This is a genomic window from Sporocytophaga sp. (genome assembly GCF_017745095.1).
In the GTDB taxonomy this organism is placed as follows: domain Bacteria; phylum Bacteroidota; class Bacteroidia; order Cytophagales; family Cytophagaceae; genus Sporocytophaga.
In genome coordinates, this window is record NZ_JAGHZZ010000008.1 from 68,615 (window position 1) to 85,095 (window position 16,481).

Consider the following 16,481-nt stretch of genomic DNA (forward strand, 5'->3'; position numbering starts at 1 on the left):
CGCTCTACTCTTTGATTATCATACAGGTTAGATTAATAAAATCCTCTACGGATAATTGTTCTGCACGCTTCTCCATGATAGGATTGGTAAGTACAGATTCTGGCAAATTTAGACTTTTTAGGGCATTTCTCAAGGTCTTCCTTCTGCTACTAAAACTTTGTTTGACTATTTTTTTGAAGTCCTCATCAGAACACGGCATTGTAGTACGCTCATTACGACGAATCCGTATTACACCAGATTTAACTTTGGGAGGAGGGTTAAATACATGTTCATCAACAGTAAATAAGTATTCCATATTGTAGTATGCTTGAAGCAATACACTAAGGATTCCATAATCTTTATTTCCAGGACCAGAAGTTAATCTTTTAGCAACTTCTTTCTGAAGCATTCCGACTACTTCCACAACCTGTTCTTTGTAATCTAGAACTTTAAAAAAGATTTGAGAAGAAATGTTATATGGGAAATTTCCAATAATGGCGAATTGACCTTCAAAATATTTTTCTAAAGGAAGTCTCAAAAAATCTCCTTCTATGATATTATTATTTAATTCAGGATATTTTATTTTCAGATATTGAACAGATTCCTTGTCTATCTCGCTGACATACAAAGAGTATTTTTTTTCCTGTAATAAAAAATCAGTCAGCACACCCATCCCAGGACCAATTTCCAGAACATTTGTATATCCCTTATAACCAGTCAGTCCGTCTACAATATCTTTCGCAATACTTAGGTCATTAAGAAAATGCTGACCAAGAAATTTTTTAGGTTTTACAGATTTCATCCCCAAAAGTAATCATTTAAGGTTACCTTTTTCACATTACAGGTATTCAGATTAAATAGCAATTATATGGTAATATTTTAGTTTTTTCTTTTTCGTACCTGTTTCGTAAATTTTCAAAGGCAGCATATTTCTATTGAAGTATGCTGTTTTTGTTTTAAAAGGGAAATGATAAATTTGCCGTTCACAGAATAATGAAAGTATGATTCGGTTAAATTTTGAAGGAAACATTTCTGAAAAAGAAAATCTGGCTATTCTGGCAGAATCAATCGCTGAAGTAAAACAATACCTAACTAAAGCCGAGGAAATTGAATATGTTGAAAAAAGGATGGAATCAACGTCCATAATAGCAGTCAATCAACTCTATAGAAACGTCTATATCATTAATTTCAGCAGCAAGGTTCTTGATTATTCCGGCAAAGAAAAATTAAGAAAAACTGGAGCCGAATTATGCTCTTTGTTAAAAAAAGAAAAACTAAAAACAATTCAGATTGCAGGCTCTTTCCATGAAGGCTTGCTTGCCTTAACAGAAGGTATGGCCTTGAGTGCTTATAATTTCAGCAAATACAAATCTACAGCATCTACCCCCTATCCTGAAAATATCAATATCTATTCTGAAGACTTAAAAGAATCTGATATTCTCGATCTGCAAAATCTTATAGAAGGAGTTTACCATACAAGAAACCTTGTTAATGAACCGGTCAATTTTTTGACAGCAGAGCAATTTGGGGATGAATTTAAATCTTTGGGTAATAAAGCCGGATTTAAAGTTGAAGTATTTGACAAACAAAAGATTACGGAGTTAAAAATGGGAGGCCTGATCAGTGTTAACTTAGGCAGCCCTAATCCACCGACATTTATCATTTCTGAATACAAACCGGCAAATGCCATAAATACCAGGCCTTATGTCCTTATCGGAAAAGGCGTTGTCTATGACACTGGAGGCTTATCACTAAAGCCAACCCCCAATTCCATGGACCTCATGAAGTCTGACATGGCTGGAGGAGCAGCAGTTGCAGGAATATTATATGCTATAGCCAAAACTAAACTTCCGTTATATATTATAGGTCTGGTGCCAGCTACGGAAAATCGACCTGACGGTAATGCCATGACTCCAGGAGATGTAATTAAAATGTATGATGGCACCACTGTCGAAGTTTTGAACACTGATGCCGAGGGCAGACTAATACTGGCTGATGCATTGGCTTATGCAGCCCAATATGATCCTCTTTTTGTGGCAGACCTTGCAACATTAACCGGAGCTGCTGCCAGAGCTATTGGGAAAGAAGGGATTGTATATATGGGGACGGCAAAACAAGATTATAAAACCATGCTGGAAAATTCAGGAAAAGAGGTTTATGAACGTCTGGTAGAATTTCCTCTTTGGGAAGAATATGGAAAACAATTACAATCTGACATAGCTGATTTAAAAAATATAGGATCCGGGGATGCCGGTGCTATTACTGCAGGGAAATTTATGCAACATTTCGTAAAATATGACTGGGTGCACCTGGACATTGCGGGAAGTGCATTTTTAACTTCTGAAGATAGCTATAGAGGAAAAAACGGCACCGGAGCAGGCGTTCGGTTATTTTATGATTTTTTCAAAAAAATAAGTCAACAAAACTAAAAATGGGATACTTAACAAATAATTCAGAAAAACCTGTAATCGGAATTACACTGGGAGATTTTAACGGGGTAGGTCCGGAGGTAATTATTAAAACATTGTCAGACAGCAGAATTACCAAAATCTGTGTACCCATTGTTTATGGTTCTGTTAAAATTTTCAGCAGATATAAAAAACTGATAGAAACATCTGAAGAATTGCATTTCCATCAGACAAAAAATACTGAAGGAATTAACCCCAAGAAAATTAACATCATTAATTGCTGGGAAGAAGATCACGAAATTAATCCTGGTAAGCCTACTACAGAATCAGGACAATCAGCATATATTTCTCTTTCTAGAGCATCTGAAGATTTATTTTCCGGAAAACTCGATGCTGTAGTAACTGCCCCTATTAATAAGAAAAACATTCAATCTGAGGAGTTTAAGTTCCCCGGACATACTGAATTTTTCACTCACAAAAGTGGCGTAAATGATAGTTTAATGCTATTGGTTAGCGAAGACCTTAGGGTTGGAGTAGTTACAGGACATATTCCACTTTCTGAAGTTAAAAAATCTTTGACGAAGGAAAGACTCTTATCCAAAATCAATGTATTATATAAAGCATTGAAAAATGATTTTGGAATATTGAAACCAAAAATAGCCTTATTAGGGTTAAATCCACATGCAGGAGAGGAAGGATTATTAGGAAAAGATGAAATAGAATTACTTACTCCACTCGTTGAAGAATTAAAAGCTAAAGGCGTTTTAATATTTGGCCCATTTCCAGCAGATGGATTTTTTGGAACAAAACAGTACAAAAAATTTGATGCTGTTTTAGGAATGTATCATGATCAAGGACTTATACCATTTAAAGCGTTGGCATTTGATTCGGGGGTAAACTATACTTCAGGACTTCCTGTAATCAGAACTTCTCCGGACCACGGCACGGGTTATGACATAGCCGGAAAAAATATTGCGAATGAATCTTCGTTCAGGGAAGCAGTGTTTTTGGCATGTGATATTGTAAAAAATCGTAAACCTGTAACAGTTTAGCAAGCAAGAAGCAAATCAAATACACTGATTTTCAAGTGGAATATCTTACAAATTGGTTACTTAAAATTAACATTTTTGTTAATTAAAATAATATATTAACTTTGCGCCCTAGATTTCAGGGCGGAGCTATGACTTGTATGAAAGGATTAAGAACTTTTGACATCGATATAGTAAGTCTAAGTAATGCTAAACACTACTATGACTACACTCTGGACAGTACGTTTTTTGAGAATTTTGAAGACAGCCTGTTAGAAAAAGGTCAGCTGAAAGCAGCGGTGATGCTTAATAAATCGGAGACGATGATCCAAGCAACAATTGCTGTAGAAGGCTGGGTAGAATTAATTTGCGACAGAAGTCTCGATCCGTTTGAATATCAAATCAATACAAATGATCAGATTATATTCAAATATGGAAAAGAGTATGCGGAAATCAGTGAAGAAATTATCACTATTCCCTTTGAAACTCAAAAATTAAATCTGTCTCAATTTATATATGAATTCATAGGACTGGCTGTCCCAATGAAAAAACTTCATCCAAAATTCATAAAGGAAGGTGAAGAAGAAAATGATGAAGAAGAAACTCTTCATATTTATTCAACGCCAATTGACCTTGATGAAGATGAATTAAAAGACGATGAAATAGATCCCAGATGGGATATATTAAATAAACTAAAAAAATAATAAATTAATTAAATACAATGGCTCATCCTAAGAGAAAAATTTCGAAAACCAGAAGAGACAAAAGAAGAACTCACTATAAAGCAAGTGCTCCAACATTATCAATTTGTCCAACTACCGGTGAAGCGCACTTGAGACACAGAGCACATTGGTCTGAAGGTAAATTATATTACAAAGGCCAAGTTGTAATGGAAAAAGAGATCCTGGCATAAAATAACTCTATGAGAATTGCATTGGATGCAATGGGTGGTGATTACGCCCCCCAGGCTGTCCTTCAGGGTGCTTTAATGGCAAAGGAGTCTTTTTCTAAGGAAAGCAAAGAAATTGTTTTAATTGGAGATCAGGCTATCATTCACTCCCATCTCGAAAAGTTGGGAGCTGATAAAAATGCTTTTGAAATTATACATACTGAAGATGTAATAGGAATGGGTGAACACCCGACTAAAGCTATTGGCCAAAAGCCAAACTCCAGCATAATGTTAGGTTTCAAAATGCTTAAGGAAAAGTCAGTAGACGCCTTTTGCAGTGCCGGCAATACAGGAGCAATGCTTGTCGGCTCACTTTTTACAATAAAAGCAATACCAGGAATAGACAGGCCCGGAATTGCTGGTTTTATACCCAAAGAAGACGGTAGATACGGGATTCTTCTGGATGTAGGAGCTAATGCAGATTGTAAACCTGAATTTCTGGATCAATTCGCAGTACTCGGCTCTCTATATTCAAAGTATATTTTTAATATAGAAAATCCCAAAGTAGGTTTAATGAACCTGGGAGAAGAAGAGCAGAAAGGTACAATCCTGACTCAGGCAACTCATCAGCTACTGAAAAATAACCCCAAAATTAACTTTATAGGAAACATAGAAGGCAGAGATGCTTTCAATGATAGAGCCGATGTAATTGTTACGGACGGCTTTACGGGAAATGTTGTCCTTAAGCTGGCGGAAACATTTTATGAATTAATGGAAAAAAGAAATTTCATGGATCCGTTCATAGAATTGTTTAATTATGCCGGTGTTGGCGGTAGCCCAATCCTTGGTGTTAATGGAAATGTTATTATTGGCCACGGAGTATCCACACCTATTGCTATTAAAAATATGCTAAATCTTGCGGTTCAACTTACCGAATCCGGAATAGTAGACAAAATTAAAAACGCATACAATTAAATCTTATCAGGCAGATGAGCAAATTAAGAGCTGCTATTACAGGGGTTGGAGGTTATGTTCCAGATTATATTCTAACCAATAAAGAGCTCGAAAAACTGGTTGACACCACTGACGAATGGATATTGACCAGAACAGGAATCAGGGAAAGAAGGCTGCTTAAGAACCCGGGAGAAGGAACTTCCAATATTGCGATTCATGCAGTAAATGAGTTATTAAAAAAGACTAATACCAATCCTGATGAAATCGACCTATTAATTTGCTGCACTACAACGCCAGACTATGTATTCCCTGCAACAGGCAATTTGCTTTGCGATATGGCTGGGTTGAAAAACGCCTTTAGCTATGACCTCAATGCGGCTTGTTCAGGTTTTATTTATGGCCTAGTAACAGGAAGTCAGTTTATTGAAAGTGGAAAATTCAAAAAAGTAATTGTAGTTGGTGGAGATAAAATGTCTTCTATCATCAACTATAAAGACCGTACTACTTGTATAATCTTCGGAGATGGTGCCGGAGCTGTGCTTTTAGAACCAGATACCAGTGGTCATGGTGTAATGGACAGCGTATTAAAAACTGATGGTTCCGGCGCTAAATACTTATGTATGAAAGCAGGCGGAAGCAGAAAACCAGCAAGTCTGGAAACTATAGCTGCCAAGGAACACTATGCTTATCAAGAAGGCGCGACAGTTTTCAAATTCGCTGTAACCAATATGGCTGATGTTTCTGCAGAAATTATGCGCAGAAATAACCTCACTTCAAGCGACGTTGCATGGCTTGTATCCCATCAGGCCAATAAAAGAATCATAGATGCTACGGCCGATCGAATGGGGCTCGACGACAAAAAAGTACTCATCAATATAGACCGCTACGGCAATACTACCAATGGTACCATTCCTCTTCTCCTATGGGACTATGAGAAGAAATTCAAGAAAGGTGACAATGTAGTAATGGCTGCATTTGGCGGAGGCTTTACCTGGGGATCAGTATATCTAAAATGGGCATATGACCCTAAATAATGCTATCCTTCAGTATTTTAACCAGGAAAATTTCGATATTTGAAAAAACATTTACAAGCAGAATATGAAAGCTAAAGAAATTCAGGAGTTGCTGGACTTTATCGCAAGTTCAGGTCTTGCTGAGGTTAACATCGAAACGGAGCAATTTAAAATTGCCGTAAAAAAATATTCAGAACCTCAGACTCTAACAGTAACTCAGGTTCCTCAGGCTATTGCTCAACCTGTAGCTCCGGTGCATGCACCAGTTGCACAACCAGCAGCTCAACAAAAAGTAGAAACTCCTTCTACTCCTGCAGAATCATCAAACAAAAATCTAATTACCATCAAATCACCAATGATCGGAACTTTCTATAGATCAGCTAATCCTGATTCTCCATCATTTGTTAATGTAGGTGATGAGGTCAAACAAGGTCAGACTGTTTGTATCATTGAAGCAATGAAATTATTCAATGAAATCGAATCAGAAGTTTCTGGTAAAATTGTAAAAATTCTCGTAGAAAACGCTTCTCCAGTAGAATACGATCAGCCACTATTCCTGGTAGAACCTAAATAAAGGCAGAACAGCATTTTGAAAAGGGATTTCCTATCCCTTTTTTTTATGACCAAATTTTCAATTTTAATTAACCATATCTATGTTTAATAAAATATTAATAGCAAACAGAGGCGAAATTGCTATGCGTGTTATCCGCGCTTGCAAGGAAATGAAAATTAAAACTGTTGCTATATACTCAACCGCTGACAAAGACAGCCTTCATGTGCGTTTCGCTGATGAGGCGGTTTGTATTGGTGCTGCACCTTCATCCAAATCATATTTAAGTATTCCCAATATCATTGCTGCTGCTGAAATTACAAACGCAGACGCAATACACCCAGGCTATGGCTTCCTTTCTGAAAATGCAGAATTTTCTAAAATATGTGAAGACTATGGCATTAAATTTATCGGTGCCAGCGCAGCCATGATCAATGCTATGGGTGATAAATCCTCAGCTAAAGCAACCATGAAAAAAGCTGGCGTACCTACTATTCCTGGATCAGAAGGTTTGCTGGAATCAATGGATGAGGGTATCAAACTTGCCAACAAAATAAAATACCCAGTTATACTTAAAGCAACTGCTGGTGGTGGCGGAAAAGGTATGCGTATCGTGCGTAATGATGCTGATTTCAAAAAAGCATGGGTAGATGCAAAAACCGAAGCAGGTGCTGCTTTCGGTAATGATGGCCTGTATCTTGAAAAATTTATTGAAGAACCAAGACACATAGAAATTCAAATACTTGGCGACAGATACGGCAAAGCTATCCACCTTTCTGAAAGAGATTGTTCTATCCAAAGAAGACATCAGAAACTGGTGGAAGAAACACCATCACCGGTTATCACTGAAAGACTAAGAACTAAAATGGGTGAGGCTGCTGTAAAAGGCGCCAAAGCTATAAAATATGAAGGTGCCGGAACTATTGAATTCCTAGTAGATAAAAACGGTGATTTCTATTTTATGGAAATGAATACCCGTATCCAGGTAGAACATACTATTACTGAAGAGGTAACTGGTGTTGACTTGGTAAAAGAGCAAATTAAAGTAGCTGCTGGTGGTGCTATCCCAAATAAAAACTTTATCCCTGGTAGATATTCAATAGAATGTCGTATCAATGCGGAAGATCCTGCTAATGGCTTCAGACCGAACCCAGGTAAGATCACAAACTTTCACCTTCCTGGCGGATATGGTGTAAGGGTTGATACACATTGCTACAATGGATATACAATTCCTCCAAACTATGACTCGATGATTGGAAAGCTTATTGCAAGCGGCTCAACAAGAGAAGAGGCTTTGGCAAGAATGAAAAGGGCTTTGGAAGAGTTTGTCATTGAAGGTGTTAAAACAACAATTCCATTTCATATAAAGTTAATGGAAGACCCTCAGTTCCAATCAGGGAAATTCAACACTGCTTTCCTTGAAACTTTTGACTTTTCAAAATTGAAATAAAAATTATCTTAAAAGGAAGCTGCTCTAATAGCAGCTTCTCCTTTTTTGGTTACATTCATTCTTAAGAAGGTATTTACAATAAAATTTGCCCCTGATGAAGATCACTCAAAGCTTCAAATTCTTAAGACCTTTTTTTTTACTTTCTTTGATTATTATTGCTTTTAATGCCCAATCTCAGGATTCTCCCAAGCATTTTATTGAGGCAGGCATCAGCCCAAGTTCCTATAGAGGAGATCTGAACAACTCTTTCCAGCAATGGACTGCGATATATAATGCAGGTATTAAATTCTATAAGAAAAAAAGATTCAATGGTAGTTTAAATCTCTTTGCCGGAAATATCACGGGCCAAAATGGTAGGTATGAATTTAATCCGGACCTTAATCCCTCCCCTACTCCAAATACTTATTTCAAAACTACTGTTATAGGTGTTAATTATGATTTGCAGCTCAACTTGATAAAAAGAAAATGGGGATGCATTTTCATAAGTCAAGGTATTGGTCTTATGCGCTTTACTCCAAAAGATCAGAATAACGACAAACTGCAAAATAAACTCAGCACAAGGGCAAAAGGTGAAGATTACAACAACATGACCTTCGTATTTCCGACAAAAATAGGAGCTATGTTTTTTCTTCCATCCTGGTATGCCATTAGTTTACAAGCCGGTTACCTGAACCCTACATCTGATTATCTTGATAACATCAGTAATTGGGGAGTAAGGAAGAAAAAAGACAATATCCTCACGATAAAGTTAAGCGTATTTATTCCGTTAAATTCAAACAAATCCGGAACTTCTCCGGCTACTTCAAAATAATAAAATTGAAAAGTTGGAATATATATTAAATTTAACCGGGTGGATCGGTGCCATAGAAGTATTGATTGCTTATTTTCTTATTTCCACTAACAGAGTTACACCGGAAACAATTTCGTATCAGTTGCTCAATGCTACAGGCGCTGTATTCTTGATCATAAACACCATATACCTATAAATATTATATGGACAGCAGTTGCACTTTTTAATCTTGTAAAATCAAAAGTGAATAAGAAATCCGAAGCACGTTAAATTTTCTCTATTGTTTTAACCAGAGAATTATACCAATCTTCTCCATATTTTCTGATCAGGGGATCTTTTAAAAATTTATATATTGGTACCTGTAATGATTCCCCATTGCTGCATGCCGGACTGCAGATATTCCATCTGTCATAGTTCAATGCATCATAATGATCATATTTGGTAATTCTTATAGGATACAGATGACATGAAATTGGTTTTTTATAATCAACCTTCCCCATCAGATATGCCTTTTCAATTCCACATTTCAAAATACCTTTTTCATAAATAGCATAGGCACACTCCCTGTTTTTAATAGTTGGCGTAGTCAGATCTCCATCACTGTCAAGCACAGTTAACCCTTGCCCTTCAATTGCCTTTATTCCTTCTGCTGACAAATATGGTTTTACTTTATCATAAATCTGCTCCAGGATTGCTCCTTCTTCCACTTCCAGTGGGGCACCGGCATCGCCCTCCACACAGCAAGCCCCCTTACATTTAATGAGATCACAAACAAAATATTTCTCTGCGATATCGTCGCTAATTACCGTATTTCCCTGTACTATCACTTGATTTGCTTTTTACCTCCAACTGTTTTTTCAACTGAAGAATTCAAAATTAAATAATTATTCCCCAAATATCCGGATCAAATTCACTTATCCTAATATTTTACTGGATTAGAACTAGCTGGAAATCGCACAGGTTGTATTTAAACAACTTACAACAGCTTTGAAATCAATAAAATTATCAAATACAACTGATGCCCCATGATCATATAATATTTGCTTATTTTTTGCACCAATGCCTATAAAACCAAGATTTGCACTTTTAGCTGTCTGCAAATCCCATAAGCCATCGCCCAATGCTATAACCTTATTAAACCTTTCATTTCCAAAATATCCCATTGCCTTTTTCATCGAAGCCTCTACTATTTCCTCTCTGGTTTGGAGTTTATCAGAACAAACAAGTAGGGAATCTTTTAAAGGGAAACCAGTATGTTCCAGTTTTAGCAAAGCAGGCTTTTCCAAAGACCCTGTTGCATAAACCAATGCAAAATCAGTCTCAAATAAAATATAATTTACAAATTTTAATGCCCCATCTATCTCCGCAATAGATTTACCATCAATCTCTTTTTGAATTTCCTGGTATAAAGCATGATTAAAATTCATAATATCAGTTTCTGTGCAGGGACAGTTCTGATTGGATTCAAAAATTGTCTTAAAGATAAATGAATCGGTATGGTGTTGATATCCTGAAAAATTATTGTCATATTTTGTAATTCCGGAATTTTTCAGTGCTTTCCTAAACCCTGCCTGGTGTATAAATACAGAATCGGTTAACGTGCCATCAATATCAAAAATCAATAAATTTTCTTTTTTGGGGAAAGACTTCAATTCCATAAACAACAATATAATATTGAAAATCAAACAATTAAACAAATTAAATAAAAATATCTCCTGTCAATTTGACTATAAAAGCAGAGAAACCAATCTATTTCAGAAGATGTTTTCTATTAGGTACTGAAAAGTCTGGAATAAATAATTTTATTAGGGAAAATATTAATCTATCCCTTAAATTAAAAAATTATCAACTCCTTACATCCTACTCCCTCTCCGGATTCAAAAATATAAGTTTTTCAGAATTCAAACTTTAAATGGGATTTGAAGAGAAATATATTGTAAATTGCAAACTAGATTAGCAAGCCCAAATGGATTATATAGAAAGCCTTAATCCCTCCCAAAAAGACGCTGTTATAAATACTGAAGGCCCAAGCATGATTATTGCTGGTGCTGGTTCTGGTAAAACCAGAGTATTAACCTTCAGGATCGCAAACCTTATACAAAAAGGGGTAGATCCGTTTAATATCCTCTCTTTGACCTTTACCAATAAGGCCGCAAAGGAAATGCGAGAGAGAATTGAAAAGGTTGTAGGTCCGGAAGCCAGGGGACTTTGGATGGGAACCTTTCACTCAGTATTCGCCAGAATTTTAAGAGCAGAAGCAGAGAAAATAGGATATACAAGTAATTTTACAATTTACGATTCGGACGATTCAAAAACGCTAATTAAGCAAATCGTCAAAGAGCAATATCTTGACGAGAAGCTTTATAAACCAAGTACCGTTTTAGCCCGGATTTCAGGAGCCAAAAACCGTCTGATCTCAGCTCAGGAATATCTTAACAATCCTCATTTTATGGCGGATGATGCTTCAGCTATGAGACCAGAGATGGGGAAATTGTACAAACTATACCAAGACAGATGCTTCAAAGCAGGAGCAATGGATTTTGATGACTTGCTTTTTAACACAAATATTCTGTTTAAAAACCATATCGATGTGGTTAATAAATACCAGAATATTTTCAAATATGTGCTGGTAGATGAGTTTCAGGATACAAACCTAAGTCAGTATAGTATAACCAAAAAGCTTTCAGCAAAAAATCGTAATATTTGTGTAGTTGGTGATGATGCTCAGAGTATTTACGCGTTTCGTGGAGCTGACATTCAAAATATTCTGAACTTTGAAAAAGATTATCCTGAATTACAGGTATACAAACTGGAACAAAACTACAGGTCTACTAAAGTTATTGTTAACGCAGCTAACTCTGTAATAGGTAAAAATAAAGCCCAGCTAAAGAAAAACGTTTTTACAGAAAACGAAACAGGTAAGCTGATAGAAATCATCAAAGCTACGTCTGACAATGAAGAAGGACGAATGGTCGCTACCGCCATTTTTGAAGAAAAAATGGCTCACCAGCTTAAGAATAAAGATTTTGCAATCCTTTACAGGACTAATTCTCAATCAAGAGCATTTGAAGAGGCTTTGAGGAGAATGAATCTTAAATACAAAGTGGTTGGCGGTTTGTCTTTCTATCAAAGAAAGGAGATTAAAGACCTTGTTGCATATTTAAGGTTTACCCTTAACCCTAATGACGAACAAGCTTTAAGAAGAATTATCAACTATCCTAAGAGAGGAATTGGTGATACTACGGTATCTAAACTATTGGTTACAGCTGAAGAGCAAGGAGCCTCACTTTGGGATGTATTGAATAATGTACATTCAGTTATACCCGGAAGAGCTGCAGCAGCCATTGAAGGATTTGTAGTACAGATTAAAAATTACATGCGCCTTGCAGAAAACAAGGATGCCTTTGAAACGGCAATTGAAGTGGCTCAGTCTTCAGGAATCCTGAAAGAATTATACGAAGATAAAACTGTTGAAGGACTAAGCAGGTATGAAAACGTTCAAGAGCTTTTGAATGGTATTAAGGAATTTGTAGACAACCCAAATATTGAGGATAAAAAGTTAGGTTCTTTCCTTCAGGAAATATCTCTTTTGACAGATATCGAAGAGGAAAAGGACAAAGACAATGACTTTATTGTTCTTATGACCATTCACTCAGCAAAAGGACTGGAGTTTAAGAGTGTTTACATAGTGGGGATGGAGGAAGAACTGTTCCCTTCCCAGATGATGTTAAGCAGCAGAGCTGATCTGGAAGAAGAAAGAAGGTTATTCTACGTAGCAATTACACGTGCGCAAAGTAATCTTTGTCTTTCTTTTGCAGCTACGAGATATCGTTTCGGCAGATTGAAAGAATGTGAGCCTAGCAGATTCTTAAATGAATTAGACCCTCAATACCTGAATATCAGCAGAAGAGCAAGACCGGAGCCGAGTGCAGCACCAACTGCAGCAACAACATCTTCCTCTCAGGTTATAAAAGCTAAACCAAAAACCGCTTCACCGGTTTTAAGTAAACCAAAGAGTAACTACGTCCCTTCTCCGGATTTTAAACCTAGTGATACTTCACAGTTAAAGGCGGGAATGAGAGTAGAACACCTCAAATTTGGATATGGTACGGTAAAAGCGATGGATGTATCAGGAACTGACCGAAAAGCCATCATTGAATTTAACGACCATGGTGAAAAGACACTTATTTTAAGTTTCGCTAAACTAAAAATTCACACTACATAGTATAAATATATTTTTAAGCACGCAATCTAACACTACATTATGGAGATACCAGATCCTTCAACAGGCATTGTTTTAAAAGAATACGGAAGAAATATTCAAAAGCTTGTTGATTATGTGATAAGCATACCAGACCGCGAAGAGAGAGGACGATATGCCAAAACGCTTATCGAGCTAATGAAACAGATAAATCCAAACATGAGAGATACCCAGGATTTCGGAAAGCTTTGGGACCATCTTTACATCATGTCTGATTTCAAACTCGATGTAGAAACTCCTTTTCCAATGCCTGAAAAATCTTTGCTTGGGAAAAGACCAATGACCGTTGGCTATAATAACAACCTCCTTTATTATAAACATTACGGAAAGAATATAGAATTGCTAATTGCAAAAGCATTGCAACTGGAGGATAAAGATGATCAGGAAGCTGCTATAATCTATATAGGTAAGCTTATGAAAAGATTTTATCAAACCTGGAATAAAGAAAACATTACAGACGATATTATCATAGAGCAGCTTATTACAATGTCTAAAAACAAGCTGCCAATCAATGCTGAAAAAATCAAAGCTAATAATCTTTTCGACTCCCACGTAAAAGAAATGCGTGAGCCAAAGAACAGCAACCAGAGTGGTGGCAGTTCAAATGGCAATGGATACAAAAGAGAATTCCGTGGCAGAGATAACAGTAGAGACAACAATAGAGAATACAGAGACAATAGAGGAGACAGAGGGGATAGAGATAGGGATAACAGAGACAACAAATACTCTAAGGATAAAAGAAGAAAAAATTAAGGAATGGCTTCATTTGAAATTATTGGTGGTAAACGTCTTAAAGGAGACATTTACCCTCAGGGAGCTAAAAACGAAGCGCTTCAAATCCTTTGTGCTGTTTTATTAACTCCGGAACCTGTTACTATTCATAATGTACCGGACATTATTGATGTTAACAAACTCATTGAATTACTAAAAGATTTTGGTGTAAAAATAGATAAGACTGGGGAGTCTACCTATTTGTTCGAAGCCCAAAATGTCAATATTGACTTTTTAGAAACTGATACTTTTAAGAAAAAAGCAGCAGCACTAAGAGGCTCTATAATGATCCTTGGTCCGCTACTCGCCAGATTCGGAAAGGCTAAAATGCCCAAGCCAGGAGGAGATAAAATCGGACGTCGAAGACTTGATACCCACTTTCTCGGTCTTGAACAATTGGGAGCTAAATTCTCCTATGATTCCGGAGATAGTTTTTATCAAATCGATGCAAGTAATCTTAAAGGATGCTATATGCTTCTTGACGAGGCATCAGTAACCGGAACTGCCAATGTAGTAATGGCTGCTGTTCTTGCAAAAGGTAAAACCACAATTTATAATGCAGCTTGCGAACCATATCTGCAGCAACTTTGCTCCATGCTCAACCGCATGGGAGCAAAAATTAGCGGTATCGGATCTAATCTTCTTACCATAGAAGGAGTTGATTCTTTAGGAGGCACCACACATACTATACTTCCTGACATGATTGAAATAGGAAGTTTTATTGGTATGGCCGGAATGACCAGTTCAGAGGTTACAATTAAAAATTGTAGAATCGATATGTTGGGAATTATCCCGACTATCTTCAGAAGACTGGGTATTAAAATGGAATTCAGAGGAGATGATATTTACATTCCTTCTCAGGATAGTTATGAAATAGAAACGTTCATTGACGGTTCGATCCTTACAATATCAGATGCTATATGGCCAGGATTTACGCCTGACCTTATGAGTATTGCTTTGGTTGTAGCAACACAGGCAAAAGGTTCAGCATTGATACACCAGAAAATGTTCGAAAGTCGTCTTTTCTTTGTTGACAAACTGATAGACATGGGTGCTCAGATAATACTTTGCGACCCACATAGAGCAACAGTGATAGGTCTGAATAAACAAATTCCTCTTAGAGGAATACAGATGACATCACCAGATATCAGAGCTGGAGTAGCTTTGTTGATTGCAGCATTATCTGCGAATGGTAAAAGTACCATCCACAACATAGAACAGATAGACCGAGGGTATCAGAACATTGATACCAGACTAAATGCACTTGGAGCTGATATAAGAAGAATTTCTTAAATAATCTTTTTGTACAAAGGAGCCGTTATATCGGCTCCTTTTTAATAATGATATGGAAATCAAAAGCAATAAACTAAGAATCTTAATAGCCATAATCTTAATTCTTGTTTCTTACGTTTACTTTAGATTCATCACCTTTCTTCCAACCACTATATCATACGTACTTTATTTTGCACTCATCTTAGTTTCGATCTTAATTGCCTTTATATCAAAGAGACGCGACGTCACTATTGGAATTTTATATGGTTTAACCTTTGTTCTGGTTTCTTTGATTTTTATCTTTACCTTTTTTACAGAAGAATTATAGCAATAACTGATATTATTTTAAAAGTATATTACGATGGGAAGAGCATTTGAATTCCGGAAAGCCCGAAAAATGAAAAGATGGGGACAAATGGCTAAGACATTTACCAGAATAGGTAAGGACATTGCCATGGCCGTTAAATCTGGCGGTCCCGACCCTACTACCAACTCAAGACTCCGTGCTTTGATCCAGAACGCCAAAGCTGCGAACATGCCTAAAGACAATGTCGAAAGGGCTATAAAAAAAGCTTCTTCTAAAGAACAGGAAGATTACAAAGAAGTAGTTTATGAAGGTTATGGGCCTTATGGAATTGCAATTGTAGTTGAAACTGCTACAGATAACCCTACAAGGACAGTTGCCAGTGTCAGAAGCTATTTCACAAGAAGCGGCGGATCCCTTGGCACTTCAGGTTCTCTTGATTTCCTTTTTGAAAGAAAATGTATCTTTAAAATCAAAAGCAGAGAAGACATCGATATTGAAGAGCTGGAGCTAGAGCTGATAGATTTTGGCGCGGATGAAATAGGAGCTGATGAGAATGAAATTGTAATCTACGGAGCATTTGATGCTTATGGAAAAATCCAGCAATTTCTTGAGGAAAAAGGATATGAGGTAATCAGTTCAGACTTTGAAAGAATACCCACTGACACAAAAGAATTAAATGAAGAACAGGAAGCAGAAATCGAAAAACTCCTTGGAAAGTTTGAAGAGGACGATGATGTTCAAAATGTTTTTCACAACATGAAATAAATAAAAAAGGCTGATCAGATTGACCAGCCTTTTCTTTTATAACA

Annotated in this window: 17 protein-coding genes; 14 read left to right on the forward strand and 3 right to left on the reverse strand. The window is 36.7% G+C overall.

Annotated elements, in window-relative coordinates; translation table 11 throughout:
• Positions 1-4 precede the first annotated feature (4 nt).
• The gene (gene rsmA, locus J7604_RS13460; RefSeq protein WP_293896853.1) at positions 5-781 is read right to left on the reverse strand and encodes a 16S rRNA (adenine(1518)-N(6)/adenine(1519)-N(6))-dimethyltransferase RsmA; all 777 of its coding nucleotides are present in this window, start codon (positions 779-781) and stop codon (positions 5-7) included.
• A gap of 199 nt (positions 782-980) precedes the next feature.
• On the opposite strand from rsmA, the gene J7604_RS13465 reads away from it, so the two are divergent.
• The 10 genes from J7604_RS13465 to J7604_RS13510 all read left to right on the forward strand — a co-directional run bounded on the left by J7604_RS13465 (position 981) and on the right by J7604_RS13510 (position 9,257).
• Positions 981-2,408: a M17 family metallopeptidase gene (locus tag J7604_RS13465; protein ID WP_293896854.1), complete on the forward strand. Its 1,428-nt coding sequence runs from the start codon at positions 981-983 to the stop codon at positions 2,406-2,408.
• Positions 2,409-2,410: 2 nt separating this feature from the next.
• Positions 2,411-3,439 carry a 4-hydroxythreonine-4-phosphate dehydrogenase PdxA gene (gene pdxA / locus J7604_RS13470; RefSeq protein WP_293896855.1) on the forward strand — a complete coding sequence of 343 codons (1,029 nt, stop codon included), beginning with the start codon at positions 2,411-2,413 and terminating at the stop codon, positions 3,437-3,439.
• A gap of 101 nt (positions 3,440-3,540) precedes the next feature.
• Entirely contained in the window at positions 3,541-4,119 is a 579-nt protein-coding gene (locus J7604_RS13475) for a DUF177 domain-containing protein (RefSeq protein ID WP_293896856.1), read from the forward strand.
• Positions 4,120-4,136: 17 nt separating this feature from the next.
• Positions 4,137-4,328, forward strand: a complete 192-nt coding sequence (gene rpmF / locus J7604_RS13480; RefSeq protein WP_028979491.1) for a 50S ribosomal protein L32 — start codon at positions 4,137-4,139, stop codon at positions 4,326-4,328.
• A gap of 9 nt (positions 4,329-4,337) precedes the next feature.
• The gene (plsX, locus tag J7604_RS13485) at positions 4,338-5,279 is read left to right on the forward strand and encodes a phosphate acyltransferase PlsX (RefSeq protein WP_293896857.1); all 942 of its coding nucleotides are present in this window, start codon (positions 4,338-4,340) and stop codon (positions 5,277-5,279) included.
• A 14-nt stretch (positions 5,280-5,293) separates the two neighbouring features.
• Positions 5,294-6,292: a beta-ketoacyl-ACP synthase III gene (locus J7604_RS13490; RefSeq protein WP_293896858.1), complete on the forward strand. Its 999-nt coding sequence runs from the start codon at positions 5,294-5,296 to the stop codon at positions 6,290-6,292.
• A gap of 64 nt (positions 6,293-6,356) precedes the next feature.
• A complete protein-coding gene (gene accB / locus J7604_RS13495; protein WP_293896859.1) occupies positions 6,357-6,845 on the forward strand; it encodes an acetyl-CoA carboxylase biotin carboxyl carrier protein in 489 nt (162 codons plus the stop codon).
• Between the two features lie 79 nt (positions 6,846-6,924).
• Positions 6,925-8,271, forward strand: coding sequence for an acetyl-CoA carboxylase biotin carboxylase subunit (gene accC / locus J7604_RS13500; RefSeq protein WP_293896860.1), 1,347 nt, complete (start codon positions 6,925-6,927; stop codon positions 8,269-8,271).
• Between the two features lie 94 nt (positions 8,272-8,365).
• Positions 8,366-9,082, forward strand: a complete 717-nt coding sequence (locus J7604_RS13505; RefSeq protein WP_293896861.1) for a hypothetical protein — start codon at positions 8,366-8,368, stop codon at positions 9,080-9,082.
• 13 nt (positions 9,083-9,095) lie between these two features.
• Positions 9,096-9,257, forward strand: coding sequence for a hypothetical protein (locus tag J7604_RS13510; RefSeq protein ID WP_293896862.1), 162 nt, complete (start codon positions 9,096-9,098; stop codon positions 9,255-9,257).
• Positions 9,258-9,327: 70 nt separating this feature from the next.
• On the opposite strand, the gene J7604_RS13515 is transcribed toward J7604_RS13510, so the two are convergent.
• Entirely contained in the window at positions 9,328-9,888 is a 561-nt protein-coding gene (locus J7604_RS13515; RefSeq protein WP_293896863.1) for a DUF3109 family protein, read from the reverse strand.
• A gap of 114 nt (positions 9,889-10,002) precedes the next feature.
• Positions 10,003-10,719, reverse strand: a complete 717-nt coding sequence (locus tag J7604_RS13520; RefSeq protein ID WP_293896864.1) for an HAD family hydrolase — start codon at positions 10,717-10,719, stop codon at positions 10,003-10,005.
• 308 nt (positions 10,720-11,027) lie between these two features.
• Between J7604_RS13520 and J7604_RS13525 the strand changes: the two genes are divergently transcribed.
• From J7604_RS13525 to J7604_RS13540, 4 genes are all read left to right on the forward strand, one after another.
• Positions 11,028-13,286 (forward strand): ATP-dependent helicase, encoded by a 2,259-nt coding sequence (locus J7604_RS13525; protein WP_293896865.1) that lies wholly within the window; start codon positions 11,028-11,030, stop codon positions 13,284-13,286.
• 39 nt (positions 13,287-13,325) lie between these two features.
• Positions 13,326-14,075, forward strand: coding sequence for a DUF4290 domain-containing protein (locus tag J7604_RS13530; protein ID WP_293896866.1), 750 nt, complete (start codon positions 13,326-13,328; stop codon positions 14,073-14,075).
• A gap of 3 nt (positions 14,076-14,078) precedes the next feature.
• Entirely contained in the window at positions 14,079-15,386 is a 1,308-nt protein-coding gene (murA, locus tag J7604_RS13535) for a UDP-N-acetylglucosamine 1-carboxyvinyltransferase (RefSeq protein ID WP_293896867.1), read from the forward strand.
• A gap of 340 nt (positions 15,387-15,726) precedes the next feature.
• The gene (locus tag J7604_RS13540; protein ID WP_293896868.1) at positions 15,727-16,437 is read left to right on the forward strand and encodes a YebC/PmpR family DNA-binding transcriptional regulator; all 711 of its coding nucleotides are present in this window, start codon (positions 15,727-15,729) and stop codon (positions 16,435-16,437) included.
• Positions 16,438-16,481: the final 44 nt, after the last annotated feature.

What these genes read in the sequence shown, in the direction of transcription:
- rsmA (WP_293896853.1), bottom strand. Translation starts at nt 781, where the DNA reads ATGAAATCTGTAAAACCTAAAAAATTTCTTGGTCAGCATTTTCTTAAT.
- J7604_RS13465 (WP_293896854.1), top strand. Translation starts at nt 981, where the DNA reads ATGATTCGGTTAAATTTTGAAGGAAACATTTCTGAAAAAGAAAATCTG.
- pdxA (WP_293896855.1), top strand. Translation starts at nt 2,411, where the DNA reads ATGGGATACTTAACAAATAATTCAGAAAAACCTGTAATCGGAATTACA.
- rpmF (WP_028979491.1), top strand. Translation starts at nt 4,137, where the DNA reads ATGGCTCATCCTAAGAGAAAAATTTCGAAAACCAGAAGAGACAAAAGA.
- plsX (WP_293896857.1), top strand. Translation starts at nt 4,338, where the DNA reads ATGAGAATTGCATTGGATGCAATGGGTGGTGATTACGCCCCCCAGGCT.
- J7604_RS13490 (WP_293896858.1), top strand. Translation starts at nt 5,294, where the DNA reads ATGAGCAAATTAAGAGCTGCTATTACAGGGGTTGGAGGTTATGTTCCA.
- accB (WP_293896859.1), top strand. Translation starts at nt 6,357, where the DNA reads ATGAAAGCTAAAGAAATTCAGGAGTTGCTGGACTTTATCGCAAGTTCA.
- accC (WP_293896860.1), top strand. Translation starts at nt 6,925, where the DNA reads ATGTTTAATAAAATATTAATAGCAAACAGAGGCGAAATTGCTATGCGT.
- J7604_RS13505 (WP_293896861.1), top strand. Translation starts at nt 8,366, where the DNA reads ATGAAGATCACTCAAAGCTTCAAATTCTTAAGACCTTTTTTTTTACTT.
- J7604_RS13520 (WP_293896864.1), bottom strand. Translation starts at nt 10,719, where the DNA reads ATGGAATTGAAGTCTTTCCCCAAAAAAGAAAATTTATTGATTTTTGAT.
- J7604_RS13525 (WP_293896865.1), top strand. Translation starts at nt 11,028, where the DNA reads ATGGATTATATAGAAAGCCTTAATCCCTCCCAAAAAGACGCTGTTATA.
- J7604_RS13530 (WP_293896866.1), top strand. Translation starts at nt 13,326, where the DNA reads ATGGAGATACCAGATCCTTCAACAGGCATTGTTTTAAAAGAATACGGA.
- murA (WP_293896867.1), top strand. Translation starts at nt 14,079, where the DNA reads ATGGCTTCATTTGAAATTATTGGTGGTAAACGTCTTAAAGGAGACATT.
- J7604_RS13540 (WP_293896868.1), top strand. Translation starts at nt 15,727, where the DNA reads ATGGGAAGAGCATTTGAATTCCGGAAAGCCCGAAAAATGAAAAGATGG.